The sequence below is a fragment of the Streptomyces pactum genome (genome assembly GCF_002005225.1).
GTDB lineage: Bacteria > Actinomycetota > Actinomycetes > Streptomycetales > Streptomycetaceae > Streptomyces > Streptomyces pactum_A.
Genome location: NZ_CP019724.1, coordinates 800,050 through 824,640, shown reverse-complemented (window position 1 = coordinate 824,640; position 24,591 = coordinate 800,050). Strand labels below are relative to the sequence as shown.

25 protein-coding genes and 2 pseudogenes are annotated in these 24,591 nt (G+C 74.0%); 19 read left to right on the top strand and 8 right to left on the bottom strand.

Annotated features, from left to right (window positions below; genetic code table 11):
* The first annotated feature begins 182 nt into the window (after positions 1-182).
* Positions 183-737 carry a DUF2269 domain-containing protein gene (locus B1H29_RS03705; protein ID WP_079159999.1) on the top strand — a complete coding sequence of 185 codons (555 nt, stop codon included), beginning with the start codon at positions 183-185 and terminating at the stop codon, positions 735-737.
* 328 nt (positions 738-1,065) lie between these two features.
* Positions 1,066-1,518 (top strand): VOC family protein, encoded by a 453-nt coding sequence (locus tag B1H29_RS03695; protein WP_055421128.1) that lies wholly within the window; start codon positions 1,066-1,068, stop codon positions 1,516-1,518.
* 40 nt (positions 1,519-1,558) lie between these two features.
* Here the strand turns inward: B1H29_RS03695 and B1H29_RS39075 are convergent.
* Positions 1,559-1,684 (bottom strand): annotated as a pseudogene (locus tag B1H29_RS39075) (thioesterase family protein); the annotation flags it as partial.
* An 88-nt stretch (positions 1,685-1,772) separates the two neighbouring features.
* Here B1H29_RS39075 and B1H29_RS03685 point away from each other — a divergent pair.
* From B1H29_RS03685 to B1H29_RS03670, 4 genes are all read left to right on the top strand, one after another.
* Entirely contained in the window at positions 1,773-3,077 is a 1,305-nt protein-coding gene (locus B1H29_RS03685; protein ID WP_055421129.1) for an NAD(P)/FAD-dependent oxidoreductase, read from the top strand.
* A 48-nt stretch (positions 3,078-3,125) separates the two neighbouring features.
* Positions 3,126-3,359 (top strand): DUF2945 domain-containing protein, encoded by a 234-nt coding sequence (locus B1H29_RS03680; protein ID WP_055421130.1) that lies wholly within the window; start codon positions 3,126-3,128, stop codon positions 3,357-3,359.
* Positions 3,360-3,365: 6 nt separating this feature from the next.
* On the top strand, positions 3,366-3,698 hold the full coding sequence (locus tag B1H29_RS03675) for a DUF3140 domain-containing protein (RefSeq protein ID WP_055421131.1): 333 nt from the start codon (positions 3,366-3,368) through the stop codon (positions 3,696-3,698).
* 62 nt (positions 3,699-3,760) lie between these two features.
* Complete coding sequence (locus B1H29_RS03670) at positions 3,761-4,216, top strand: hypothetical protein (protein ID WP_055421132.1); 456 nt, start codon at positions 3,761-3,763, stop codon at positions 4,214-4,216.
* 72 nt (positions 4,217-4,288) lie between these two features.
* Here B1H29_RS03670 and B1H29_RS03665 read toward each other — a convergent pair whose 3' ends face one another.
* Positions 4,289-5,665: a cryptochrome/photolyase family protein gene (locus tag B1H29_RS03665; protein ID WP_055421133.1), complete on the bottom strand. Its 1,377-nt coding sequence runs from the start codon at positions 5,663-5,665 to the stop codon at positions 4,289-4,291.
* A 362-nt stretch (positions 5,666-6,027) separates the two neighbouring features.
* Positions 6,028-7,605 carry an SDR family oxidoreductase gene (locus B1H29_RS03660; RefSeq protein ID WP_055421134.1) on the bottom strand — a complete coding sequence of 526 codons (1,578 nt, stop codon included), beginning with the start codon at positions 7,603-7,605 and terminating at the stop codon, positions 6,028-6,030.
* A 107-nt stretch (positions 7,606-7,712) separates the two neighbouring features.
* Here B1H29_RS03660 and B1H29_RS03655 point away from each other — a divergent pair, with 107 nt between their 5' ends.
* Both B1H29_RS03655 and B1H29_RS03650 read left to right on the top strand, forming a co-directional pair.
* Positions 7,713-8,219 carry a MarR family winged helix-turn-helix transcriptional regulator gene (locus B1H29_RS03655; RefSeq protein WP_055421135.1) on the top strand — a complete coding sequence of 169 codons (507 nt, stop codon included), beginning with the start codon at positions 7,713-7,715 and terminating at the stop codon, positions 8,217-8,219.
* Positions 8,220-8,366: 147 nt separating this feature from the next.
* On the top strand, positions 8,367-10,493 hold the full coding sequence (locus tag B1H29_RS03650; protein WP_055421136.1) for an MMPL family transporter: 2,127 nt from the start codon (positions 8,367-8,369) through the stop codon (positions 10,491-10,493).
* Between the two features lie 41 nt (positions 10,494-10,534).
* Here the strand turns inward: B1H29_RS03650 and B1H29_RS03645 are convergent, their stop codons facing one another.
* Both B1H29_RS03645 and B1H29_RS03640 read right to left on the bottom strand, forming a co-directional pair.
* Entirely contained in the window at positions 10,535-10,972 is a 438-nt protein-coding gene (locus tag B1H29_RS03645; protein ID WP_055421137.1) for a PPOX class F420-dependent oxidoreductase, read from the bottom strand.
* Positions 10,959-11,771 (bottom strand): annotated as a pseudogene (locus B1H29_RS03640) (MerR family transcriptional regulator). The gene B1H29_RS03645 and the pseudogene B1H29_RS03640 overlap by 14 nt, the downstream one beginning before the upstream one ends.
* 136 nt (positions 11,772-11,907) lie before the next feature.
* Between B1H29_RS03640 and B1H29_RS03635 the strand changes: the two are divergent.
* The 3 genes from B1H29_RS03635 (at position 11,908) to B1H29_RS03625 (ending at position 14,118) form a co-directional block, all read left to right on the top strand.
* Entirely contained in the window at positions 11,908-12,600 is a 693-nt protein-coding gene (locus B1H29_RS03635; protein ID WP_348273491.1) for an RNA polymerase sigma factor, read from the top strand.
* 70 nt (positions 12,601-12,670) lie between these two features.
* A complete protein-coding gene (locus tag B1H29_RS03630) occupies positions 12,671-13,237 on the top strand; it encodes a DUF2243 domain-containing protein (RefSeq protein WP_055421139.1) in 567 nt (188 codons plus the stop codon).
* Positions 13,237-14,118, top strand: a complete 882-nt coding sequence (locus tag B1H29_RS03625; RefSeq protein WP_079159997.1) for a cytochrome c oxidase assembly protein — start codon at positions 13,237-13,239, stop codon at positions 14,116-14,118. Before B1H29_RS03630 ends, B1H29_RS03625 begins: the two co-directional genes overlap by 1 nt.
* Here the strand turns inward: B1H29_RS03625 and B1H29_RS03620 are convergent.
* Positions 14,095-14,331, bottom strand: a complete 237-nt coding sequence (locus tag B1H29_RS03620) for a hypothetical protein (protein WP_079159996.1) — start codon at positions 14,329-14,331, stop codon at positions 14,095-14,097. The genes B1H29_RS03625 and B1H29_RS03620 overlap by 24 nt on opposite strands.
* Positions 14,332-14,546: 215 nt before the next feature.
* Here B1H29_RS03620 and B1H29_RS03615 point away from each other — a divergent pair, with 215 nt between their 5' ends.
* From B1H29_RS03615 to B1H29_RS03585, 7 genes are all read left to right on the top strand, one after another.
* Positions 14,547-15,548, top strand: coding sequence for a mechanosensitive ion channel family protein (locus B1H29_RS03615; RefSeq protein ID WP_055421141.1), 1,002 nt, complete (start codon positions 14,547-14,549; stop codon positions 15,546-15,548).
* A gap of 169 nt (positions 15,549-15,717) precedes the next feature.
* The gene (locus tag B1H29_RS03610; protein ID WP_055421142.1) at positions 15,718-16,353 is read left to right on the top strand and encodes a class I SAM-dependent methyltransferase; all 636 of its coding nucleotides are present in this window, start codon (positions 15,718-15,720) and stop codon (positions 16,351-16,353) included.
* Between the two features lie 299 nt (positions 16,354-16,652).
* Positions 16,653-16,838 (top strand): hypothetical protein, encoded by a 186-nt coding sequence (locus B1H29_RS03605; RefSeq protein ID WP_055421143.1) that lies wholly within the window; start codon positions 16,653-16,655, stop codon positions 16,836-16,838.
* A gap of 21 nt (positions 16,839-16,859) precedes the next feature.
* Entirely contained in the window at positions 16,860-17,567 is a 708-nt protein-coding gene (locus B1H29_RS03600) for a hypothetical protein (RefSeq protein WP_055421144.1), read from the top strand.
* A complete protein-coding gene (locus B1H29_RS03595; RefSeq protein WP_055421145.1) occupies positions 17,564-18,538 on the top strand; it encodes a DUF6895 family protein in 975 nt (324 codons plus the stop codon). The genes B1H29_RS03600 and B1H29_RS03595 overlap by 4 nt, the downstream gene beginning before the upstream one ends.
* The gene (locus tag B1H29_RS03590) at positions 18,535-19,455 is read left to right on the top strand and encodes a DUF6895 family protein (RefSeq protein WP_055421146.1); all 921 of its coding nucleotides are present in this window, start codon (positions 18,535-18,537) and stop codon (positions 19,453-19,455) included. The genes B1H29_RS03595 and B1H29_RS03590 overlap by 4 nt, the downstream gene beginning before the upstream one ends.
* Entirely contained in the window at positions 19,452-20,546 is a 1,095-nt protein-coding gene (locus tag B1H29_RS03585) for a serine hydrolase domain-containing protein (protein ID WP_055421147.1), read from the top strand. Before B1H29_RS03590 ends, B1H29_RS03585 begins: the two co-directional genes overlap by 4 nt.
* A gap of 67 nt (positions 20,547-20,613) precedes the next feature.
* Here B1H29_RS03585 and B1H29_RS03580 read toward each other — a convergent pair whose 3' ends face one another.
* Both B1H29_RS03580 and B1H29_RS03575 read right to left on the bottom strand, forming a co-directional pair.
* Entirely contained in the window at positions 20,614-21,990 is a 1,377-nt protein-coding gene (locus B1H29_RS03580; RefSeq protein ID WP_055421148.1) for an alpha-lytic protease prodomain-containing protein, read from the bottom strand.
* Positions 21,991-22,181: 191 nt separating this feature from the next.
* Positions 22,182-23,843, bottom strand: coding sequence for an alkaline phosphatase D family protein (locus B1H29_RS03575; RefSeq protein ID WP_055421149.1), 1,662 nt, complete (start codon positions 23,841-23,843; stop codon positions 22,182-22,184).
* Between the two features lie 433 nt (positions 23,844-24,276).
* Here B1H29_RS03575 and B1H29_RS03570 point away from each other — a divergent pair, with 433 nt between their 5' ends.
* Entirely contained in the window at positions 24,277-24,582 is a 306-nt protein-coding gene (locus tag B1H29_RS03570; protein ID WP_055421151.1) for a hypothetical protein, read from the top strand.
* The last annotated feature ends 9 nt before the right edge of the window (positions 24,583-24,591 follow it).

The following is a 24,591-nucleotide window of genomic DNA, read 5'->3' as shown; positions in this document are numbered from 1 at the left end:
CTAGTGGCGTTTCCTGGAGACGCTCGCCAGCCTAGGGCGCGCCAGGGCGCCCCGCAGGGCGGGAGAGGAGGGACTGCGCCGTTCGGGGCACGGCGCTCCTCGCCGCGTACGCCCGGGTCAGTACGCGCGGTTACTCCCGTCGCCGGACGTCTTCACGGCCGTCGCCCGGCAGCGTGGGTGGGGTGAAACTCAGCCGTCCCGCACGCCGGGCCTCCCTCGTCGTCCATGTCGTCGCCTCCGCCGGCTGGCTCGGTCTCTCGCTCGGCCTGCTGGCGCTCGGTGTCACCGCCGCCACCACCGCCTCCCCGGTGACCGTGGAGGCCAGTGTCCGTGGCATGAAGCTCTTCGCCGACTGGCTCCTGCTGCCCCTCGCCTTCCTCACCCTGTCGAGCGGTGTGGTGCTGGCCCTGGGCACCCCGTGGGGGCTGGCCCGGCACCGGTGGGTGTACACGAAGTTCTGGCTGACGCTGGCCACGACGACCGCCACGGTCTTCGCGCTGCGCCCGGGCGTGAACTCGGCCGTCGCCGCGGTCGCCGCGGGCGGGGCGCTGCCCGACGCGGGGGAGGTGCTGTTCGGGCCGGTCGTCTCGCTGTCCGCGTATGTCTTCATGACGGTGATCTCGCTCCTCAAGCCCTGGGGGCAGACGCGGCGTGGCCGCAGGCCGCGAGGAACAGCACGCCGATCAGCGTCTCGGCCGTCGCTCGGCGAGCGGGAGCCGAGCGCGGCTTCCTCGTGACCGCGACCGTCCGGGCACGATGCGGGCGGCGTACCTCGACGCCGTCGGCCCGGTCGACCGCATCCGTCACGGCCGCAGCCCGTCCCGCGGACCGGGCCCACCGGCACGCCGTGGCGCCCGCCTACCGCCGACCGCCTACCGCCGTCCGCCTACCGTCCGCCGTTGCCGTTGCCGTTGCCGTTGCCGATGAGGGCGGAGGCGCACCGCAGACCGGAAGCGGGCGAGATGCGGGGCGGCTGGTTCTCGCACCTTCTTGATCGTCTTTCCGTCCGGGCGACCGCGGTCCATGATGGAGGAAACCCGTCACACAAGCGTGGGGGACCGAAGCATGCTCCGCGAAGACCTGCCCGCACCGGAGTCCGGACTGCTGCTCACCCACTTCCTCACCGTGGCCGACGTGCCGCGCTCTCGTGCCTTCTACCGTGACGTGCTCGGCGGCGAGGTGGTGCTCGCGGAGAACCCGTGCATCGTCAAGCTCGCGAACGGCTGGCTCATCATGAACCCCGGCGGCGGGCCGACCCCGGACAAACCCGATGTCACGCTGCGTCCGCCGGCCGATCCCGGGACGGCCACGAGCTTCCTCAACATCCGGGTGGCCGACATCGAACGCTGCTACCGCGAATGGAGTGCGCTGGGCGCCGAGTTCCTCACTCCGCCGATCGACCGCAAGGCCGAACTGCGGTGCTACCTGCGTGACCCGGACGGCTACCTGATCGAAGTCGGCCAGGCCACCGGCCTGCTCAACGGCGTTCTCGCCGACCCGCCCGCCGGCCGGGGCTGACGCCTCGGGCGCGGGCCCCGCCCTCGGCGCCCTCGGCCGGTCACGGCTGCGGACGGACGGTGAGCATCTGCTGCGCGTGTCCGACGGGACCGTCCACGTCGTGCAGCACGGTGCTGGTGACGCCCTGGCCGGTGGGACCGAGGACGACGGTGGTGTCGGTGGGCCAGGCCCGCCCGACCGGCCGGTGGGGTCCCGCCCGAGTGGTGCGACCCCCGTACGAGGGTCAGGCTGTTGAGGAGCCGGAAGGAGCGCGCATGGTGAACGACGGGCACGGCCGGGAACCGGACGTCCTCGTGGTCGGGGGCGGCCTCGCCGGGCTGGCCTGCGCTTTCGACCTCACCCGCGCCGGCCTGCGCGTCACGGTCCACGAGGCCTCCGACGACGTCGGCGGGCGCATGCGCACGGACCGCCGGGACGGCTTCCTCCTGGACCGCGGCTTCCAGGTCTTCAACACCGCCTACCCCCAGGTCCGGCGGCTGCTGCCGCTGCGAAGGCTGCGTCTGCGGCCGTTCACCCCCGGGGTACTGGCCCACACGCCGTCCGGCGTCGTGCGCCTGACCGACCCGACGCGGCGCCCGCGAGAGGCCGGCGGCCTGCTGCCCGGCCGGGCCCTGGGAGCCCGGGACCTCGTCGCGCTGGCCGGCCTCACCGCGAAGGACGTACTGGCCCCCACCGCCCTGCTCGAACGCGGCCGTGACCGGAGCACCGCCCAGGCCCTGGCGCGCGGCGGACTGTCCCGCGACGCGGTGGACAACCTGCTGCGTCCCTTCCTGGCCGGCGTGTTCCTGGAGCCGGAACTGGAGACGTCGGCCCGCTTCTTCCACCTCGTGTGGCGCAGCATGGCCCGCGGCACCCTCTGTCTCCCGGCCCGGGGAATCGGCGGTGTGCCGCGCCTCCTGGCCGCCCGGCTCCCCGAGGGCACCGTACGGCTGGAATCACCCGTCCGCGGCCTCACCGACGCGGGTGTGCTGCTGCAGGACGGCACCGAGCGACCGGCCGGCGCCGTGGTCGTGGCCACCGACGCGGCCACCGCGGCACGCCTCCTGCCAGGGCTCGACGTGCCGCCGGGCCGGACCGTCACCACCTACTACCACGCCACCGACCGCTCACCGCTGCCCGAGCCGACCCTCGTCGTCGACAGCACACTCGCCGTCCTCAACACCTGCGTGCTCACCGAGGTCAGCCCCGCCTACGGGCCGCCGGGCACCGCGCTGGTCGCCACGTCGGTCCTGGGCACGGACGCGCCGGACGGTGAGGGCGCCGTCCGGCGGCGGGCGGCGCGGCTGTACGGCACCGACACGGCCGACTGGCACCCGGTCGCCACGTACACCGTGGAGGGCGCCCTTCCGGCGATGCGTCCCCCGTGGCCGCTGAACCGCGACACCCGCTGGGCCGAGGGCCGCTACGTGTGCGGGGACCACCGCGCCACCGGATCGGTCCAGGGGGCCCTGGCCTCCGGCAGCCGGGCGGCCCGGGACGTCCTGGCGGATCTGCGGGCCGGAACGCGTCCGAAGGACGGGCTTACCACGAACCACCGGAGTAACGGCTTTCCCATGTGACCCGTTCTCCGGTCTCCGCGAACGACCGGCAGACGAAGGAGTACCGAGATGGCGAGGAACCGCGAGAAGCGCGAGGGCCCGGAGAAGGGCGACAAGGTCGCCTGGAACACCCACGGCAACCGGACCGAGGGCGAGGTGGAGAAGAAGATCACCGAGCGGACCGAGGCCGCGGGCCGCACGGTGGACGCGTCCCCCGACGACCCGCAGTACCAGGTCCGCAGTGACAAGTCGGGCAAGTCCGCGGTGCACAAGCCGTCCGCGCTGAAGAAGAAGAGGAAGTGAGCCGGCGTGGACGGCGAGGAACGGAAGAAGATCCGGGCCGGCTTCCACGAGCTGGTCAACATGACGCCGGCCGAGCTGGAGAAGTGGCTGGCCTCCGACCGCTCCCGGGACGCCGGACAGCACAAGGACGGGGGAGAGTCCACCGGGCACGCGTCCGGACGCAGGATCGTCGGCATCCTGCGGACGAAGACCGGCGACCTCTCGGACGACGACTACCGCCACATGCGCGAGGTCGTCGGCTACATCCACCGGCACCTGGCACAGCGTCCCTCGGGCGACGTCCAGGACACCCGCTGGCGGTATTCGCTCATGAACTGGGGTCACGACCCGTCGGTGTGACCCCGCCCGCAGTCACCGCACACCGCGCACCGACCCCGGGTACGGAGAGGAACCGCCACGGCATGGAAGATCCGCACCGGCGCCCCGAGGGCGTGAGCGACGAGACGGTGGAAGCACTCGGCTCCCTGTCGAAGGCGCTGGAGACGACCGAGCGAGCCCGTGGGCACCTGTTCTCCTTCCACCAGCTCACCGGCACGGCGGACCTGGAACTGGACCGCGCGGTGACGCTGCTGCGCGAGGCGGGGCACACGGAGTGGGCGCAGCGGGTCGAGAGGGAGATCCTCGGGCGCAACGTCATTCCGGGCCACTGGACGTTCCAGATCGTCGAGGCCTACGACCGTACGTACTACCAGGAGTTCAGGGACCTGGAGCGTGAGGCGGTGGACCGGCTGGCCGAGGGCCGCGACCACCTGTACGAGGCGGAGATGAAGGAAGCCCGCCGGACCCGCGGCCACCCGGACCACACGGCCCGCCCCGACAGCCCCGGCACCCGTACGCCGAACAGCCCCTTCGACTGACGGCCGCGCGCGAGGCGTACGCGCCCGGGGACCCGTACGCGGCGTCCCGAGCACGCGTGTCCCGACCGTCGGTCAGTCGAGTCCACGGGCGCGGCGGAAGCGGTCCAGGCCCTCGGCGAGGTCCACGACCGGGTCGGGATAGGCGCCGTACGCGGCCCGCTCCGGGCCCGGCAGCCGCCACGGCTCGTGCACGGCCCGTCCCTCCAGGCCCGCCAGTTCGGGCACCCAGCGCCGCACGTACACCCCGTCGGGGTCGAAGCGGCGTGCCTGAGTGGTGGGGTTGAGGACGCGGTGCGGGCGGGTGTCCGCGCCGGTGCCCGCCGCCCACTGCCAGTTGAGCTGGTTGTTGGCGATGTCGCCGTCCACGAGCAGCTCCAGGAAGTGCCGGGCGCCGACGCGCCAGTCCACGTAGAGCGTCTTGGTGAGGAAGGAGGCGGTCAGCAGGCGGCCGCGGTTGTGCATCCAGCCCTCGTGCCGCAACTGGCGCATCGCGGCGTCGACGATCGGGTAGCCGGTGCGCCCGTTCTTCCAGGCGGCGACGTCCTCCTCGGCCCCGGCCCCGGTGCGCCAGCGGTCGTGCCGGGTGCGGTAGTCGAGCGTGGAGGCGTGCGGACGTGCGGACAGTACCTGGTGGTGGAAGTCCCGCCAGGCCAGTTGCCGTACGAACGCCTCGGCGCCGGGTCCGCCCCTGCGGCGGGCGCGGTGGACCAGCTCGACGGCGGAGAGGGCGCCGAAGTGCAGGTAGGGGGAGAGCCGCGAGGTGGCGTCGCCGGCCAGGTCGTCGTGGTGGTCCGCGTAGCCGGTGATGCCGCCTCGCAGCCAGGCCGTCAGCCGTTTCCTGGCCTCACTCTCACCGCCGGCGGGCAGTCCCGGGGACAGTCCCGGCAGGTCGCGGCGGGAGGGCAGCGGCCGTGAGCCGACGCCGTCCGGGACGGGGACCCTTCGGGGAGCGGCCAGGACGGCCCGTACCGGCCGCTCGCCCCAACGGCGGAAGTACGGTGTGAAGACGGCGAAGTGGTCGGACGAGGCGGGGGTGACGGCCCCCGGCGCCAGCACGGTGGTCACGGCGTCGTGGACGTGCAGCCGGCAGCCGCGCGCATTCAGAGCGGCCCGCAGGAGATCCTCGCGCCGGTGGGCGTACGCGCTGACGTCGGCCGCCATGTGCACCTCGTCGGCGTCCGCCTCGCCGACCACGGCGCAGACCTCCTCGACCAGGTCGCCGGAGCGGACGACCAGCCGTCCGTCCCGCTCCCGGAGCCCCGCGTCCAGGTCCCGCAGGCAGTCGGCGAGGAACGCGAGCCGGTTGGGCGCGGCGTGACCGGCGGCGTCGACGGCCCGGTCCCGGACGAACAGCGGTACGACGGCCCGGGAACCGTCGAGAGCGGCGCGCAGCGGCGGGTGGTCGTGCAGCCGCAGGTCGCGGGTGAACAGGACGACTGACGTGGTCATGGTGCTCCTGGGGTACGGGACGCGGAGTGGGTGGGAGGAGGTGTCTCTGACGAAGTGCGCCGCGTGCGCCTCGTGCGCCGTGTGTCCGGCTTCGCGGACCGCGGCACCGCGTCCGGCCCGTGCCCGCGTCCGGTCCGCGTCCGGTCCGCGTCCGGCCCGTGCCCGATGCGTGCTCGCGTCCGGTCTGTGCCCGCGTCCGGCCCGTGCCCGTGCCCGTGCCCGCGTCCGGTCCGTGCCGCGTCCGGCCCGTGCTCGCGTCCGGGCCGCGCCCGCGCCCGTGTCCGTGCCCCGTTTCGGGCCGCGCCCGCGCCCGTGCCCGCGTTCTCCGCCGCGGCGGGCCGGGGTGACGCGGAGCGCCCGTCTCAGGAGCCGGGGTCATCGTGCACCGGTCCGGACGGCCCGGGGTCCCGTGCGGCGGCGCGGGCGATGTTGCGGGCCATGCCGCCGAACACCACGGAGTGGAAGGGCCACACGCTCCACCAGTAGGCGTGGCCCGCCAGCCCGTGCGGATGGAACAGGGCCCGCTGGCGGTACCGCGTCCGGCCCGCGTCGTCCGTCTCGGCGTACATCTCCAGCCAGGCCAGTCCCGGCAGCCGCATCTCCGCGCGCAGCCGGAGCAGACGGCCGGGGACGATCTCCTCCACCCGCCAGAAGTCGAGCGAGTCGCCGACCCGCAGCCGGGCGGCGTCCCGGCGGCCGCGACGCAGGCCGACCCCTCCGACCAACCGGTCCAGCCGGCCCCGTGCCGCCCAGGCGAGCGGGAAGGAGTACCAGCCGTTGTCGCCGCCGATGCCCTCGACGACCCGCCACAGCGCGTCCGGCGGGGCGTCGACGGTCAGGGCGCGGTGGTCGGTGTAGAGGCTGCCGCCGGCCCAGCCGGGGTCGGTGGGCAGCGGGTCGCTGGGCGCGCCGGGCACGGAGGCGGACGACCAGCGGGTGGCGACCCGGGCGTCCCGCACGCGCCGCAGCGCCAGCCGGACCGCGTCGTCGAAGCCGAGCGGACAGCCCGGCGGGGCGGGCACGTACCGGACGATGTCGTTCTCCCGGCACACCACCTCGTGCCGCAGCGACTCGGTGAGCGGGCGCGCGATCGAGGCGGGCACCGGGGTGACCAGGCCGACCCAGTGGCTGGACAGTCCGGGGGTGAGCATCGGCACCGGCAGGATCAGCCGCCGCGGCAGCTCGGCGATCGCGGCGTACCGGACCATCATGTCCCGGTAGGTGAGGACGTCGGGTCCGCCGATGTCGAAGGCGCGGGAGACGTCGTCCGGCATGCGCGCGCTGCCGGCGAGGACGCGCAGCACGTCCCGGACGGCGACCGGCTGGATGCGGGTGTGGACCCAGCTCGGCGTGACCATCACCGGCAGCCGCTCGGTGAGGTAGCGCAGCATCTCGAAGGAGGCCGAGCCGGAGCCGATGACGACCGCGGCGCGCAGCACGGTGGTGGGCACACCGGAGGCCAGCAGGACCCGCCCGACCTCCGCGCGGGAGCGCAGGTGCGGCGACAGGTCCCGCTCCGGCACGTTCGGCGGTGTCAGCCCGCCGAGGTAGACGATGCGCCGCACCCCCGCCGCCGCGGCCTGTTCGGCGAAATTGCGCGCCGCCCGCCGGTCGGCCTCCTCGAAGTCCCCGCCGCCGCCCAGCGCGTGCACCAGGTAGTAGGCGACGTCGATGCCCTCCATGGCCCCGGCCAGCGAGCCGGCGTCCGTGACGTCCCCGCGTACCACCTCGGCCCGCCCGGCCCAGGGGTGGTCGCGCAACTTGTGCGGGGAGCGGGCCAGGCACCGCACCCGGTGCCCGGCGGCGAGGAGCTCCGGCACGAGCCGGCCGCCGATGTACCCCGTGGCACCGGTGACCAGACAGCGCAGTCCCGCCCCGTCGTGTCCGTCCGCACGGTCGCCGTCGCCGTCACCGCTCACGCGGCCGGGTACTTCGCTCATGGGGCAGGCTCCGTCTCGCACGGGAAGTCGTCGCGGTGATCACTTCCCCCGCGCGGGCCGAGGTGGATGCGTGACAGCCGAGGTTGACCCTTCTATACGCTGATCACGTGGCGACAGCGAACGAGCGTGGACAGCACGCGCACGAGCGGGACACCGCAGCCGGGGACGAGGCGGGCGACCTGCACTCCCTCGCCGCGCAGCTCCGGAGGATGAACGGCGAGATCAACCGCCTCGTGCAGGACTTCGCCGGCACCCACGGACTGCACGCCACCGACGTCCAGGCACTCGCCGCGATCCTGGACGCGCAAGAGCCCATGACACCGGGGCGGCTGCGCGAGCACCTGGGGCTCACCTCGGGTGCGGTGACGGCGTGCGTGGACCGGCTGGAGCGTGCCGGGCACGTGCGCCGGGTCCGGGAGAGCGCCGATCGCCGGGTCGTCCATCTGCACTACGTGCCCGATGCCCGGGCGGCGGCCCGGACGTACTTCCGCCCCCTCGCCGAAGCGGCCGCGGCGACCTGCTCCCGCTTCGACGAGAGCGAACTGACGGTCGTGGTCCGCTTCCTGACGGCGATGAACGGGGAACTGCGGCTCGTGCGGCCGGACGACCGCTGATTCCCGGTGCCCGGCGCATCCGGGGGACACGTCAGGGCAGAAGCCGGTGTGTCACGACGAACGAAGTAACTCAATCATTGAGATTATTTATAATCGAGTGATCGAGTGACTTTCCGTGCCGCTGGAGACCAGGAGACCCCGAGACCGATGTCCATCCCCTCCCGACGAGCCCGCTGGCTCGTCCCCGTCGTTCTGCTCCTGGTCTGGCTCGGCATCGGCGGGACGCTCGGCCCGTACGCCGGAAAGCTCGGCGAGGTCGCCACCAACGACCAGGCCGCCTTCCTGCCCCGCAGCGCCGAGTCCACCCGGGTCGTCGACGCGCAGAAGGCCTTCCAGCAGGACGAGACCCTCCCCGTGATCGTCGTGTGGACCGCCGACGACGGCGGCACCGCCACCGGACACCGGACGGCGGCCACCCGGTCGGTCGCGGGTCTCGAAGGGGAGCCCGGGATCGTCGGCCCCCCGACGCCCGCCCTGCCCTCGGACGACGGCGAGGCCCTCCAGGCCGTCGTCCAGGTCGAACCCGGCCTCGGCGACCGCCTGCCCGACGTCCTGGAGCGCATCGGCGAAGCCGCCGGGCAGGTCCCCGGCACCCGGGCGCGACTCGCCGGACCGGCGGCCTCCCAGGCCGATCTCTCCGACGCCTTCTCGGGCATCGACGGGCTGCTGCTCGGCGTCGCGCTGGTCACGGTTCTGGTGATCCTGCTGCTCGTCTACCGCAGCGTCCTGCTGCCCCTGGTCATCATCCTCGGCGCCGTCTTCGCGCTCGGCCTGGCCTGCGCGATCGTCTACGCGCTCGCCGACCGCGACGTCGTACGCGTCGACGGGCAGGTCCAGGGCATCCTCTCCATCCTGGTCATCGGCGCCGCCACCGACTACGCGCTGCTGCTCACCGCCCGCTACCGCGAGGAACTGGCCCGGCACCCGGACCGCTTCGGGGCCATGCGCGCCGCCCTGCGCGCCTCCTGGGGAGCCGTCGTCGCCAGCGCCGCGACCGTCGCCCTGGGCCTGCTGGCGCTGCTGCTCAGCGACCTGACCAACAACCGCGCGCTCGGACCCGTCGGTGCCATCGGCATCGTCTGCGCCGTACTGAGCACGCTCACCTTCCTGCCCGCCGTCCTGGTCCTGCTCGGCCGGGCCGCCTACTGGCCGGCCAAGCCCGTCCGGTCCGGCGATCCGGAGGCCGGGCACCGCCTGTGGCACCGCATCGCCGAACTCGTGGACCGGGCCCCGCGGCGCATCTGGGCGATCTCCCTCGCCGCGCTGCTCGCCTGCGCCGCCTTCTCGCCGACCCTGACCTCCAAGGGCGTGCCGCTGGACGAGATCTTCGTGAACGACGCTCCGTCCGTCGCCGCCCAGCAGACCCTGGCGCGGCACTTCCCGGGCGGCTCCGGCAACCCCGCGGTGATCATCGCGGACGCCGACCGGCTGGATCCCGTCCTCGCGGCGGCCCGCGACACCCGCGGCGTCGCCTCCGCCGCCGCGGTGACCGTGCCCGGGCGCCCCGGCGGCGGTGAGCCGAAGGTGGTCGACGGGCGCGTACGGATCGACGCGACGCTCCAGGCGCCGGCGGACAGCGACGCCGCCAAGAGTACGGTGGCCCGGCTCAGGTCGGCCGTCCACGACGTACCCGGCGCGGACGCCCTCGTCGGCGGCTACACCGCCCAGCAGTACGACACCCAGCGCACCGCCGCACACGACCGCACGCTCATCGTGCCCGTGGTCCTCGCCATCATCCTGGTCATCCTGATCGTCCTGCTGCGCTCCCTGCTGATGCCGCTGCTGCTGGTGGCGACGGTGGCGCTCAACTTCCTGGCCACCCTGGGCGTCGCGGCCCTCGTCTTCACCCACGTGTTCGGCTTCAGCGGCACCGACGCGTCCGTCCCGCTGTACGGGTTCGTGTTCCTGGTCGCCCTGGGCGTGGACTACAACATCTTCCTCATGTCCCGGGTCCGGCAGGAGTCGCTGGACCACGGTGTACGGGAGGGCATCCTGCGGGGTCTGACCGCCACCGGTGGCGTGATCACCTCGGCCGGCGTGGTCCTCGCCGCCACCTTCGCCGCCCTGGGGGTCATCCCGCTGGCCTTCCTGGTGCAGATCGCCTTCATCGTGGCCTTCGGCGTCCTCCTGGACACGCTCGTCGTGCGCTCACTGCTGGTTCCGGCGCTCGCCCGCGACATCGGAGCCGTGGCGTGGTGGCCCGGACGCCTCGGCCGCCGGTCCTCGGACGGGGCGGCGGTGTCCGCCGCCTCCCGCCCGGGAAGCGGCGACTGACCCTGCCAGTTCACCCGCGGGCGCGGTCGACCCTGCGGGGTTCACCCGCGAGCGCTGTTGTCCTCGGCCGGCGCGAGGGGGCGTACCGTGCCGAGGAAGCGCCGGACGGCGATCTCGATGACGACCCGCTCGGGGTTGGCCCGGGGCTGCCGGTAGCGGGCCGCGTACCGGGCCTCCGCGTCGCGGACCGCCTCGGCGTCGTCCCGCACGGTCGCCACGCCCTCCAGGGTGGACCAGCGTCTGCCGTCCACCTGGCTCACGGCGACGACGGGGCGCCCGGCCCGCCGGACGTTGCGCACCTTCGAGGTGCCGCCGCTCGTGATGACGCGCGCCGTACGGGTGGCGTGGTCGTACGTCACCCCGACCGGGACCAGGTGCGGGGTCCCGTCGGCACGCTGGGTCGACAGGAAGCAGACCCGGCGCTCCTGCCAGAAACGCGTGAACTCCGCGTCCGTGTCGGGTCGTTCATCGGTGTTCAACGGATCTCCTCGTGAGAGCTGTGCGGGTGCCCGTCCGGGACGGCATCGCCAGGGCCCCGCCCAGTCCGTGCGGCCGCGGCAGCCCCGGCAGCGCCCGGTGTCCCCGCCCCGGCCCGGCGACCGGGACGGCGGGGCCGCGCCGGGCGCCCCTGACGCCCCAGCGCGTGTCGGCGAGGTGTCGGGCGAGGGGAGGACCGGCCGTGGAGCGGGTCTGGGACCACAGTACGACGGCACGGCGGTCCCGTACGGCGCACGGCGGTGGTCAGCGCTTCCGCCGGGACGGCGGCGGCCGGCATGCGCGTCGTCGCGCCCCGCTCGCGCGGCGCCGCGTCGAGCGCCTCGAGCGGCAGCGTGTGCTGCTCGTCGAGCAGACAGGCGAGCAGGACGGGTGCCGCGTCCGGCGGCGGCTGGGGCAGGGCCGGAGTAACGGCGTGTCGCGCAGCGCGGTGGAGACGTGCCAGGACAGCAGGTGCTCCACCCCCACGTAACGGTCGCCGCTGAGCGACCCGGGCGGGGGAGTGCTCCGGCCGGGCCGTGCCCTGCCCCGGTCTGCGCGGCGCGCGGCCTCGGCCGGCGGGACCCCGGTGGCGGTGAGCCGGCACATCTCCTCCAGCACCGCTGTGTCCGCCGCCCGCCGGCGCCGGTGCCGTCCGCTTTCCCGGCCGGCCGGGTCCAGCCCGTAGCGGTGGCCCCACGATCTGAGCGTCGTGGGCGATACGCCGAGCCGTCGCGCCGGGGCGCCGGTCGTGACACCGACGTCGCCCGCCGGGCCCGGCTCCGTACCGTCGCCGCCACTCACGCCCTCCGTCCCGGACACCTCCACACCATACGGCGCACATTCGCTGCGAGTTGCCCACCCTCCGCCGCTCCTTCCAGGCCGGAGCAGCCGGAGCCCGGCCGACGCGTGAAGGAGCAGCAGCCATCATGAGCGCCCAGTGGACCGGGCGGCCCGCCTCGGCTCCGCCCCGCTCGCCGGCGACGGCCGGGTACCCGAGCGCCGACGAGGAGCTCGCCGAAGGGTTCGCGCGCGGCGAGGAGGCGTGTCTGGCGGCCGCTCACCACCGGTGGAGCGGGCCTCGTGTTCACACCGGCGCAGCGGGCGCGCGGCGACGCGCGGGAGGCGGAGGACGTCACCCGGCTCGTGTTCGTGGCCGCGTGACGGGGCCAGCCGTCACACCTTCGGGCCCGCGCGGGGCGTACCGGCCGGCCGGCTGGTCGGCATCGCGCGGCGCAAGATCGCGGACGCGCTGGCGGCCCGCACCCGGCGCGCCGACCTCGTCGCGGCGGCGGGCACCCGGCGCGCGCCGGCCCCGCACGACGTGGCCGGCCGGCCGGACGCCGTACACGACCGTGTGCTCGTCCGCCGGGAGCCGACCGAGCTCTCCGCACCGCAGCGCCGTGTGCTCGGCCCGGCCTTCTACGGCGATCTGACGCACACACAGGTCGCCCGGCTGACCGGATGGCCCCTCGGCACGGTGAAGAGCCACGCCCGCCGAGGCCTGCGCAGGCTCAGCCGTCGGCTCCGGGAGGCCGGCGTCCCGAAAGCCCCGCGTAGCTACGCCGCAAGAACGATGCGAGCCATCGGGGAGGCTGACGCAAAACGGCGGAAGGATCTGGCCAGTGGGTGACACCGGCCCGCCGAACGGGAAACCGTGTCCCGTAGGTCCGCGCGCGTCGCCGAGGGACGGAGTACAGGCCATGGCCACCACGACGGGTGAGACCCGAGCGGCCACGACGGCACCGAACAGCATCCGGCTGCCCGGCATCGTCCTCGGGGTCGGGCTGGGCGGCTTCGTCGACGGCATCCTGCTCCACCAGCTCCTCCAGTGGCACCACATGCTGACCAGCACCAACCACGACCGCATCGGCGTGAAGTACTACGACCCGAACACCGTCTCCGGGCTGGAGATGAACACCGTGTGGGACGGCATCTTCCACGCCGTGTGCTGGATCGCCGTCCTGCTCGGCCTGGCCCTGCTGTACTCCCGGGTCACCCACAACCGGCGGGCGGTGTGGGCGTCGCGGGTGCTGTGGGGCTGGGTCCTGGCCGGGTGGGGCCTGTTCAACCTGGTCGAAGGCGTTCTCGACCACCACGTCCTGGGCATCCACCACGTCTACGCCGGCCCGCACCAGGCATGGTGGGACGCCGGTTTCCTCGTTCTCGGAGCCCTGTTCCTGACCGGCGGTTACCTGCTCCAGCGAGGCGGACGGCCGTTCGGTCCCGACGACCCCCGGGGCGCCGCACGGGCCGAAGGCCGCGCCTGATGGACGGCGCACAAGGCGGCGCCCGTCCCGCGCACCCGCACAGTCCCGGCAGCGGAGACGGCCTGCTGGAGGCGGCGCCCACCGTGCTGGTCCTGACGGCCGTCCTCGCCGCGGCCGCGGGCTACCTGCTCGCCGTACGCCGGGCCCGTCGCCGCAACCCCGTCCAGGGCTGGAGCGGTTGGCGCTCGGCGTCGTTCCTCGGCGGGCTGGCGCTCCTGGCCGTCGCACTGCTGCCCCCGCTGGGCCCGGCCGCCCACACCGACTTCCGCGGACACATGGCCCAGCACATGCTGATCGGCATGTACGCCCCACTGGCACTCGTGCTGGCGGCGCCGGTCACCCTGGCGCTGCGCATCCTGCCACCGGCCGGCGCCCGCCGGGTGACCACCGCGCTGCACAGCCGTCCCGCACGGCTGATGACCCACCCCGCCGTGGCACTCGTGCTGAGCACCGGCACCCTGGGACTGCTGTACTTCACCCCGCTGTACGACACGGCGATGAGCCACCCGGCGGGGCACTGGCTGATGAACGCCCACTTCCTGGCCTCCGGGTGCCTCTTCGCCCACGCCGTGGCCGGCCCCGATCCGGCGCCCGCGCGGCCCGGCGTTCCGGCCCGGCTGGTGTACCTCGGTGTCGCGATCGCGGCCCACGCCCTGATCGCCCAGGCGATGTACGGCGGGTTCTTCGTCCACATCCACGCGCCCGTCGGTCAGGTCCGGCAGGGTGCGGAGATCATGTACTACGCCGGGGACGTCGCCGAACTCCTGCTCGCCGCGGCACTGGTGGCCACCTGGCGGCCCGAGCGTCGGAGCCGGCCCCCGCGCACCGGCCCGTCAGCCACGCCGGCGAGCCCCGTCTCAGGCGGCGTCCCGGCCGGATGACCCGGATCGTTCGGCCGGTTCCGGGTGTTCGGCCGGTTCCCGGTCCCGGGGCGGCGAGGCCTCCCCGGCCCCGCCGCCCGGAATGAGGCGCAGGTGCCGGCGCCGGGCGTGCCGGGCCGGGGCCGGATCGCCGAAGAGCCGGTCCTCGAGGTACGTCATGGTGAACAACAGCAGCCCCATTCCGGGCAGCAGTAGGACGGCAACGGTAACCACGCCGCAGGTCCCCCTCCGCTGTGGATGACTCTCTTCCGGGTGCCCGGGCCGGCGCCGGTGATGGGCCGGTACCGGGTGAAGATGAGGAAACCGTCGGACATAAGGAGCAAATGGCCGAACGTGGCTGCGTGTGCCGGGCGTCATGTTCGAGCCGTCCGTGGGTAGGGGGCCCCGACGGCAGGCACCTGCCCCCGAGGAACGGAGCACTTGAGCCGATGTCGCACACCTCCCCACCCGCCGGCCACGACCCGGACGCGAAGCTGGCGGCCTCGTGGTCGGACTGGATCGGCGACCACACCACGGCCTTGATCGGGATACCGCTGCGCATCGCGCTCATCGTCGTCATCCTGCTGGTGCTGCGTGCGGTGGCCAAGCGGGCCGTCACCCGGGTCGTCCAGCGAGTACTGGAACCGTCGGCGGGCGAGTTCGAGCACAACCGGCCCCGACGGCCGGGGCGGGGCGCCGCCGTACTGCACCGCGACCGGTCCCGGGCGCGGCAACGCCGCGAACAGCGGGCCCGCACGATCGGCTCGGTGCTGAGCAGTGCCGTGACCGTCGTGCTGTTCATGGTCGGCGTGGCCATGGTGCTCGACCAGGTCGGCATCGCGCTCGGACCGCTGCTGGCCAGCGCCGGAGTGGTCGGCCTGGCCATCGGTTTCGGCGCACAGAGCCTGGTCGCGGACTATCTGTCGGGCCTGCTCATCATGGTCGAGGACCAGTACGGCGTCGGCGACTCGGTCGACCTCGGGGAGGCCGTCGGTGAAGTGGAGCACGTCGGCCTGCGGCTGACGCACGTGCGCGACCTCAACGGCGGCCTGTGGCACATCCGCAACGGCGAGATCCTGCGGGTCCGCAACGACAGCCAGCAATGGGCGCGCGCCGTCCTGGACATCGCCGTGGCCTACGACGCGAACCTCGACACCGTCCACCGCGTCCTGGAGGACACCGGCCGCGCCCTGCGCCAGGACCCGGCGTTCGAGGACCTTCTGCTCGAGGACCCCGCGGTGTGGGGCGTGCAGTCCCTGGACGCCGACGGCGTGCTCGTGCGCCTCGCGGTCAAGACCGTGCCGCTCCAGCAGTGGGGCGTCACCCGCGAGCTGCGCCGCCGGGTCAAGGAGGCCTTGGACGAGGCGGGCATCGACATCCCCTTCCCGCAGCGGACGGTATGGGTGCGCACCGATGCCCCGGACTCCGATCCCGGCGCCCTCGCGCGCTGACTGCGGGGGCCGCGGAGGGCGCTGACGGGGCGGGGAACACGGCCGCCGTTGCCGGATCGGCAAAGAACTTTGTCGCCCCGCCGCGGCCGGTGCAGCCTGCACATGGGCGGGCGCGCGAGCGCCGCGCGCCCGGCCCGGCAGACGACCCCGACCGTCACCAGGAGACACCATGAACGACACGCCCGCCCCGGCCCCCGCAGCCGAGTTCTGGGAGGCCCGTTACCGCGACACCGACCGCGTCTGGAGCGGTCGCCCCAACGACCTGCTGGTCCGTGAGGCGGGCGACCTCGGGCCCGGCACCGCGCTGGACCTCGGCTGCGGCGAGGGGGCGGACGCCGTGTGGCTGGCCACACGCGGCTGGCGGGTCACCGGCGTGGACATCTCCGAAACGGCTCTCGAACGCGCCGCCGGGCACGCGGCCGACGCCGGGGTGGGCGACCGCGTCGCCTGGGAACGCCACGAGCTGGGCCGGTCGTTTCCCGAGGGCTCGTTCGACCTGGTGAGCGCCCACTACCTCCAGTCCCCCGTCGCGCTCGACCAGCAGGCGGTCCTGCGCGACGCCGCGCGGGCCGTGGCGGACGGCGGCACCCTGCTGCTCGTCCTGCACGCCGGCTGGCCCTCCTGGCAGACCGAACCGCCCTTCGACGCCGCCTTTCCCACCCTGGACGGGGTCCTCGCCGAACTCGCCCTCCCGGACGGCGAATGGACCGTCGAGACCAAGGAGACCGTCCGCCGGCCGAGCGCCTCGCCCGAGGGCGTCGAAGGCTTCCGCGAGGACCACGTCTGGCGCCTGCGGCGGCTGTGAGGGCACCGGTCTCCTCCGGAGCCTGCGGTACCGGTCCCGTCCGGTGTCTCCGGTGCCGGGACGCCACGGGCCGCCCCGGTCCCGGCTTCCGACGGGCACGGCCGCCAGGAACATCCCGGAGCCCCGCCCATCGGTCGGTCCGGACGCTGCGCGAGGTGCGCACCGCGCACTGGGCGCCCGATTCGGCCGGAAATGTTGAAGAAGTTATCTCCTGGGAATTTTGAGAAGAGAGGAATGCTTTGTGGCTTCCCGGACACCTGTGGTGTGAAGGCCTTTGGCTACCAGAGGGAGATGGTGAAATGCCTTCCAAGGACAAGGTGCTCGAGGAAGTCCGCACCGAGAACATCGACATCGAAGCGGCTCTCGACCCCGCCGAGCCCGACGGAGTCTTCCGCGACAGCCGCGAGTGCGCCGCGCTCGCCCTCCACTCCGGAGGTGGCACCCTGCTGCTCTCGCCGCCGACCCCGCGCCCGAAGAAGGGCTGACGGACCGACGGGAGCAGTGAGATGGAGCAGTCGAGCACGTCAGCCCTTCTTCAGGGAACGGTGCTGGACCTCGCTTCCGACGTGGTCTCCGCTCTTCGGAGCGGAGACCACGTGCGAGCGGGGGGCACCCTGGCGGGAGGTGACGCCGGCGAAGGTGTCGTACGTGCGGCGGTACGGGTTCTGGGCGCGGACGCGCTGTTGCCCACCGTCCTCCTGCGCGTTCCGCCCGACCCCGGACAACTCGCCGTGTTCAAGGACGCCGTGGTGGCCCACCCGCCGCGCGCCGACGCGGCCCCCGCCGTCGTATGGAGCCATTGGGCCATGGCCCGTGCCCTGCGCCGGCTCGACCAACCCCTGACCGACCCGCTCGCCGAAGACCCGGGCGCCGAACCCGACGCCGCGTGGCTCGACGACGCGGGCTGGCAGACCCTGACCCACCAGCTCGCCGTACTCGCCCCGCTGGCGCTGCCCGGAGAGGAGTGCGCGGTGACCCGTGCGGCCCGGCGCCGCCCGGTGGACGTCGCCCGCGGCTTCGTACGGGCGGTACGCCGACGTGACTGGCAGCAGGCGGCCGGAGCCGGTCGCTGGCTCACCCTCCTGGACGGGGTGCCGGACACTCTGGGCCTCGAGACCGGACTCGACTTCGTACGGCTCATGGGCGGCAGCGACCCGCGGGTGGCCCTGCAACTGGAGGCGGCGCGGCTGATGCCTGCCGGAGTGCTGCTGTGATCGTCCGGGAGGTCGAGGAGGCCGCGCTGGACTGGGTGTGGGCCCACCGCGACCGGTTCGCTCTCGGCGAGGACGCGCTGGCGGCCGAGGGCCAGGTGAACCGCACCTGGAAGCCACTGGGCGAACTGGCCCGGGTCTGCGCCTCCGTCGCCACGTGCACCCCGCCGACGGACCCGCTGCACATCCGCGTCCGCGACTTGCTGGACTTCGCCTGGCAACAGACCCGCCGGGGCGAACTCTTCCTGCTGATGCAGTCGCTCGAGCCCTTCGCCACGTACCCGCTGGAGGTGTACGCGGCCTTCGCCTCGGCCGGTCACCGGCACACCGGGTACGAGGCGTCCGCGGCCGTGGTGGCCCGGACCCGCGGCTGGCGGCTGACCGAGCAGTGCCCCACCCGGCGGCTCGGCGTCATCGAGGCCGAGCGGCGCAGCGGCCTGAACCCGCACGGCCGGGTGCCGCAGGCGCTGGACCGCACCTGGCTGGGCGGGCTGCCGGAACCCTGGACCTTCGAACGCGCGGCCGGCTACGCGCTCACCCACGTCGTCTTCCACCTCACCGACTGGGGACGGACCCCCCGGGGGGTGCCACCGGACCTGGCGGACTACCTGCTGCACTGGCTGCCGCCCTGGCTCGACACCTGCCTGGAGGCCCGGATGTGGGATCTGAGCTGCGAGTTGCTGGCCGTGGCGGCAGGCTTGCCGCGACCGCCTGAGCCGGCCGTCCTGGAGGACGCCTGGCAGCGGGTCGCGGCGGCACGGCACGCGTCCGGCGCGATCCCCGAGGAGGGCGTCATCCAGGAGGAATCCGCCGGGTCCGCCGGGTCCGCCGGGTCCGCCGGGTCCGCCGACGGCGCGGACCCCTACGCCTTCACCGACTGCTACCACTCCACCCTGATGGCCGCGTTCGCGGCGGCCCTCACCACCGCGCGGCTGAGGGACGTGGACCACGCCGGGCAAGGAGTGCCGGGATGACGGACACCCGCCTGATCCACCGCGTCGGAGTCGGTGCCCTGGAGTGGCTCTGGGCCCACCGCGACGGATTCCGGCTGGAGCCGGACGTGGACCCCGAAATCGGCTTCCTGGAACGCTTCAAGCCCATCGGTGAACTCGCCCTGATCTGCAAGGTGCTCTTCCGCGAGGGCGTCGCCGGGTCCCGGCAGGCGCAACTGGCCCGCCAACTGCTCGACCACACCTGGCGCGAAACCCTCGACGGCGGCCGCATGCTGGTGCGCGGACAGCGCGTCGAGCCGTTCTCACCGGTCCCCTTCGAGGTGTACCTGCCGTTCAAGGAGCTGGGCTACAGCCAGCCCGACGTGGAGCGGGCCACGGTGCTCAACCACCGACTGGAGAGCTGGACGCGGTGCCCGGTGACGCCGACCCGGCGCCTGGGCCTGTCCGCCTTCCAGCGCCGCTTCGGCCTCGCGGCCCGACCGCCCGAGGCCGACCTGGTGGGCACCACCTGGCTGGCCGGTACCCCCGAACCGTGGACGGTCGAGGGCCACACCGCCTACGACGTCACCCACACCGTCTTCCACCTCACCGACTGGGGCGAGAACCCCGACGGCCTGCCGCCCGCCATCGCCGACTACCTCGCCACCTGGCTCCCGGTCTGGATCGACGACTGGCTCGACCTCGAACGCTGGGACCTGCTCGGCGAACTCCTCGTCGTCGACGCCTGCCTGCCCCGGCCCACCCTCGACGAGGCCGCCTGGCGAGGCTTCGCCGCCGCGCAGCAGCCCGACGGCGCCGTGCCCGCCGTACGGACGATGCCCGAGGGCGACGCCGAGGCGGTGTTCGACATCGTCTACCACCCGACGCTGGTCGCCGCCTTCGCCTCCCTGCTGGCCACCTCCCGCGCCCTCACCGAGCTGGCGCACACCGGCTCATGACGGGCCGTCCCACGCCCTGGCCGGGCGAACCCGCCACCGACCACGAGGACACCACCCCGCCGCCGTACCCCCGCTCAGGGCCCGCCGACGAGGTGGCCCTGCGCGAACGGCTCGCCGACGCCGTCGACGCCTCCGACGCGCCCGACGCCGTCTTCGCCGTCTCCCGGCACGGCCGGCGCACCCTGCACACCGGCGGTACCGCCGCACCTCCCACCGTTGCCCGCGAGGACCTGCGCTACGAGATCGGGTCGGCCTCCAAGACGTTCACCGGACTGCTCCTGACCCGGCTGATCCGGCACGGCGTGCTCACCGGAGGCGAACCGGCCGCCGCCTGTCTGGACCCCGCCCGACCGGCCGGCCCCCACCCCGTGACGCTCGCCCACCTCATCACCCACACCTCGGGGCTGCCCGCCCTGCCGGCCGACTTCGTCGCCCGCGCCCTGCCCGCCTGGCGCACCAATCCCTACGCCCGCTACCCGGCCGAGCGGCTGACCGGCACCTTCTTGCGGCACCACCCCAGGCACCGCCCCGGAACCCGCTGGCACTACTCCAACTACGGAGTCTCCGTGCTCGGACACGCCGTCGCCGCGGCCACCGGCACGGCCTGGGAGGACCTGCTCACCGCGTACGTCCTGCGCCCGCTCGGACTGAGCGGCACGGCCCTGCGCGCGGAGGACCCCGAGACCGACGCCACGGGTCACCGCAAGGACGGCCGCACCCCCGTCCCCGCCTTCGACGCGGGCGGCTTCCAGGCGGCCGGGGCCGTCCGGTCCACCCCGCACGACCTGCTCGCCTTCCTCGAGGCCCACCTCGACCCGGCCGGCTCACCGGCCGCGGGCGCGCTGCGAGCGGTACGGGTGCCGGTGCTCCGGCGCGGGCTCGGGAAGCGGCACGTGCACACCGTGGCGTGGTTCCGGCATCCCACCGACGGCGGACCGATGTACTTCCACAGCGGCGCCACCCTCGGCCAGCAGGCGTTCCTGGGCTTCAGGCCCGACACCGGCACGGCCCTGGCCGCGGTGTGCACCCGCCGGTTCCGCGCCCGAGACCCGTTCATCGCCACCGCCTACGCGTTCCTCGCCGGGGAATGACGAAGGCGCGGGGCCGACTCCAGCGACGGCCCCGCACCGACACCGCAATGCGGCGGCTCACCGTCCGTCAGACACGCTGCCACAGAGCCGGCGTGCTCTCCGGCGACCAGACACCCTGCGCCTGGTGGTTCTGCAGGCACCGGTACCGCAGGCCCGCGTGGGACACCGTGGCCCCCACCTCGTAGACCCGGCCCGCCGCCCAGGCGTCCGCCGCCGCGTTGTCCTGCGGCGCCGGCGTCCCCGCCGAGGCGGAGGTGGTCCTCAAAGTGAGGCCGAAGTCGCTGAGCGCCGGATTGATCGGCTGGTAGAAGGTCGTCCCGCCGTTCGTGCAGTCACCGGAGCCACCGGACGTGGTGCCCTGCGCCTGGGTGCCCGCGACGAAGGGGCCGCCGGAGTCCCCGGGTTCGGCGCACACCGTCGTCCGGGTCAGTCCGTCGACGGTGCCCTGCGGGTAGCTGACACTCGTGTCCTGCTGCTGGACCGTGCCGCAGTGCCATCCGGTGGTGGAGCCGGAACGGCACACCGACGCGCCCACGAGAGTCTCCACCGAGCCGGCGACCCGCACCTTCTCGCCGTCCTGCGCCCTGACGTCGGGAGTGGCGGTCCAGTCGGCGTTGACGCCCACCCAGGCCATGTCCTTGCCGGGGAAGGTCGAGGCCTGGAAAGTGCCCTGGTCGGCCTGGTTGAACCCGGTGGTGGTGGCGCCCGGGTCGCCGCAGTGACCGGCCGTGGCGAAACCCTGCTGGTCGTTCTTGGTGACGGAGAACCCGATCGAGCAGCGGGCCTGGCCGTCGATGTAGTAGGCGTCGCCGCCGACGAGGTCCTCCAGCACCCGCGGCCGGTCCGGCGAGACGCGGACGCCCACGTCCTGACCCTCGAGCCCGGCCGCCGCTACGAAGGCAGCCGCCGCCGACTCGCCGGTGGCCTGCACCATGACCCGGTTGGCCTTCACGTCGACGTACCAGACCGGAGTCTCGGGGGTCTGGGTGCGGACGGCGGCGGCGTCCAGCTTCTCCTTGACGGCGCGGAGCTCGGCCAGCCCCTTCTCGACGACCGCGGCCCTGGCGCCCTGGGCCTCGATCGTGGCGGTGTCCGCGGCGTCGGTGGTGGCGACGGTCAGCTCGGCCGAGGTCGCTCCGCTCACCCAGGCCCCGGCGAAGCGGTCGCCCAGCGTGTTGCGCAGCATGCCCGCCCGGGTGCCCGCCTCCGTCTCGTTGACCAGCCGTGCCGACGCCTGCTCCGGCGTCAGCTTCAGGTCGCGCTCCATCGCGCGCAGCACCTGTGCCGGCGGCCGGCCGGCGTCGAGTGTCCGGGCGGCGGCGGACTGCGGCGCCGGGGCGGGCGGCGGCGCGGCCGACGCGGCTGCGGGAAGTGCGGTCAGGGCCAGGGCGCCGAGCGCGGTCAGGGCGGCGCGGCGGCTGCGCGCGGCATGTCTGCCGACCATGCGATGTGCCTCCTTCGAGGGCTGTGCGAGACAGCGGGGATCGGTGAGCGACCGTGGGTTACGGTGCGACTGCGGCGAAGTCACAGTCCTTGCCGGGAAGACCCATGGCGATGCCGGACGCGGACGACTTTCGCGCGATGGGGGACGCGGCGGGTGGCAAGTGCAGTACGCGGACCTACACCCGGGCGGGGTCAGGCGGGGTTCAGACCCGGGGCGCCCGCCTCGGTGACGAAGGACGCGGCCGTGCCGATGGGAGCGCCGGGCGTGCTGATCGCGGAGACCGTCCGGAAGTCGAGGCGGGTGGCCTGGCGGTCGAGTTCGGCCCGGACGTAGCCGCGCCGGCCGTCGTAGAACCTCATGTGCGGGTTGGCCCGCATGTACAGGTCCCAGTTGGCGGGCCGTTCCACGCCGTCCCGGCCGCTGGCCACCGAGGTGCAGGTGACCTCGGTGCCGACGGTGGCGGACGCCGGATCGTCGAAGTTCTCCTTGACGTCGAGGGCGTAGCCCACGTGCACGTCGCCGGTGAGGATCAGCCAGTTCTCGACCCCGGCGGCCCGTGCCCCGGCGACGACCCGGGCGCGCGAGGCGCGGTAGCCGTCCCAGGCGTCCATCGAGAGCGGGGCGTCGGCGGTCACGTCGAACTTGCGCTGGGAGAAGCAGACCTGCTGGGGCATCACGTTCCACAGCGCGGCCGAGCTCTGCCAGCCGTCGAGCAGCCACTGCTCCTGCGCGGCGCCGGTGATGGTGCGCGCCGGATCGTCCGACTCGGGCCCGGGAGCGTGCGGGCGGTCGTCGTAGGCCTGGTCGGAGCGGTACTGCCGGGTGTCGAGGATGTCGAACTGGGCGAGCGTGCCCCAGTGCAGCCGACGGTACAGCCGCGCGTCCGGCCCCTGGGGGAGCTGGGCGGTGCGCAGCGGCTGGTTCTCCCAGAAAGCGCGGTAGGCGGCTGCCCGCCGCAGCAGGAACTCCTCCGGCGGGATGCCGTTCTCCGGGATGCTGCCGGCGTAGTTGTTCTCGGTCTCGTGGTCGTCCCAGGTGACCACGAAGGGGTGCGCGGCGTGGGCCGCCCTGAGGTCCTCGTCGCTCTTGTAGAGCGAGTAGCGCAGGCGGTAGTCCGCGAGGGTCATGGTCTCGCGGTTGAACACGTCGGGCAGCACGACGTCGGTGTAGCGGCGTTCCCCGCCCTCCGAGTTCACCGCGTACTCGTACAGGTAGTCGCCGAGGTGGAAGACCACGTCGACGTCCTCCTGGGCGAGGTGCCGGTGCACCGTGTAGTAGCCGTCCTGGTAGGCCTGGCAGGCCACGGCCGCCAGTCTCAGCGTCGACGTCGCGCTGTCCGCCGGCGGCGCGGTGCGGGTGCGGCCGGTGGGGCTGAGCCAGGCCCCGGTCCGGAAGCGGTAGTAGTACACCGTGCCCGCTGTCAGGCCCTTCACGTCGACGTGCACGCTGTGGTTGTACTCGGCATGGGCGTCGGCGGTGCCCCGGAACAGGACGGCCGCGAAGTACTCGTCGAGCGCCACCTCCCATTCGACCGCGACCCGCTCCGTGCCCATCCCGCCGTCCTCGAGGAACGGCTCCGGCGCCAGCCGGGTCCACAGCAGAACCGAGTCGGGCAGGGGGTCGCCGGAGGCGACGCCGAGGGTGAACGGGTCACTGCTGATCCGGGCGGTCCGCAGGGGCGCGGCGACGGCGCCGCGGGCCGGCAGGTTGGTGGAGAAGGCGAGTGCGGCGGCGGCCGCGGTGACGGTGAGGAAACGCCGGCGGCCCAGGTGCCGGGCGGCTGCGCCCATCACGGCGTCGTGCGGGGAGAAGGCGTGCTCGGCCGGTCGGCTGTGACGGCCCGTGGGCGCCATCTGGTGTCCTCTCGTACGGGGCGGGCGGTCCGTGGGCGAGCGGCACGGGGAACCGGGTGGGCCCCGGGGCGGTCGCCCCACGCACGCCGGCACGGGGTACTCGCGTCGGGGCGAGCCGGTGTGCGCCGTCCGTGCCCGGGCACCGTCGCGCGGTGGCGCCGACCCGCGATGCGCGGACCCCGCATGCTAAGCAGACAAAACGTCCGGAATCGGCAGGACTTGCGGAGTGATCACACAGGAGGAGGTACGGAGGGGCGCGGAGGAGCGGTACGGAGCGGGCGTGGAGGAGCTGCGCGTGTGGGCGCCGACCGTCCGGGGCACCCGGGACGGACGGGCAGCAGCGGGTACGGCGGTGAGGGCAGCGGGTATGCGGGTGACTGGCACCGGGTGCGGGCACCGGGTGCACGGGTGAGGAAGGAGGCGGGCCGAGCCGATGGCCAGGACACGGCGCTACGAAGTGGCGGCCTCCGGTCGCTGGTGGGACCGGGAGGACCACCGACGGCTGCCGGCCGGCGAGGTGCACGCGTGGCGGCAGGGCATGAACCAGACCGTGTGCGGTCTGTCCCTGCACCGCTCGCAACTGTTCCGGTTCCCGGCCGTCACCTGGAGCGACGTGCTGCCCGAGACCGGTGGCGCGGCCGACGCCGTCCGCCGGGTGTGCCCCCGCTGCGCCGCCGCGGCCGGGCGCCCTGGGGCGGACGCCCGGCCCGGCCGGCGGCACATCAACCCGCGGCCGTAGGAGCCGGCC

Coding starts and splice junctions, on each gene's coding strand:
- B1H29_RS03590 (WP_055421146.1), top strand. CDS start 18,535: ATGACGGACACCCGCCTGATCCACCGCGTCGGAGTCGGTGCCCTGGAG.
- B1H29_RS03660 (WP_055421134.1), bottom strand. CDS start 7,605: ATGAGCGAAGTACCCGGCCGCGTGAGCGGTGACGGCGACGGCGACCGT.
- B1H29_RS03600 (WP_055421144.1), top strand. CDS start 16,860: ATGGAGCAGTCGAGCACGTCAGCCCTTCTTCAGGGAACGGTGCTGGAC.
- B1H29_RS03685 (WP_055421129.1), top strand. CDS start 1,773: ATGGTGAACGACGGGCACGGCCGGGAACCGGACGTCCTCGTGGTCGGG.
- B1H29_RS03625 (WP_079159997.1), top strand. CDS start 13,237: ATGGACGGCGCACAAGGCGGCGCCCGTCCCGCGCACCCGCACAGTCCC.
- B1H29_RS03650 (WP_055421136.1), top strand. CDS start 8,367: ATGTCCATCCCCTCCCGACGAGCCCGCTGGCTCGTCCCCGTCGTTCTG.
- B1H29_RS03605 (WP_055421143.1), top strand. CDS start 16,653: ATGCCTTCCAAGGACAAGGTGCTCGAGGAAGTCCGCACCGAGAACATC.
- B1H29_RS03575 (WP_055421149.1), bottom strand. CDS start 23,843: ATGGCGCCCACGGGCCGTCACAGCCGACCGGCCGAGCACGCCTTCTCC.
- B1H29_RS03615 (WP_055421141.1), top strand. CDS start 14,547: ATGTCGCACACCTCCCCACCCGCCGGCCACGACCCGGACGCGAAGCTG.
- B1H29_RS03580 (WP_055421148.1), bottom strand. CDS start 21,990: ATGGTCGGCAGACATGCCGCGCGCAGCCGCCGCGCCGCCCTGACCGCG.
- B1H29_RS03610 (WP_055421142.1), top strand. CDS start 15,718: ATGAACGACACGCCCGCCCCGGCCCCCGCAGCCGAGTTCTGGGAGGCC.
- B1H29_RS03670 (WP_055421132.1), top strand. CDS start 3,761: ATGGAAGATCCGCACCGGCGCCCCGAGGGCGTGAGCGACGAGACGGTG.
- B1H29_RS03585 (WP_055421147.1), top strand. CDS start 19,452: ATGACGGGCCGTCCCACGCCCTGGCCGGGCGAACCCGCCACCGACCAC.
- B1H29_RS03665 (WP_055421133.1), bottom strand. CDS start 5,665: ATGACCACGTCAGTCGTCCTGTTCACCCGCGACCTGCGGCTGCACGAC.
- B1H29_RS03695 (WP_055421128.1), top strand. CDS start 1,066: ATGCTCCGCGAAGACCTGCCCGCACCGGAGTCCGGACTGCTGCTCACC.
- B1H29_RS03630 (WP_055421139.1), top strand. CDS start 12,671: ATGGCCACCACGACGGGTGAGACCCGAGCGGCCACGACGGCACCGAAC.
- B1H29_RS03570 (WP_055421151.1), top strand. CDS start 24,277: ATGGCCAGGACACGGCGCTACGAAGTGGCGGCCTCCGGTCGCTGGTGG.
- B1H29_RS03680 (WP_055421130.1), top strand. CDS start 3,126: ATGGCGAGGAACCGCGAGAAGCGCGAGGGCCCGGAGAAGGGCGACAAG.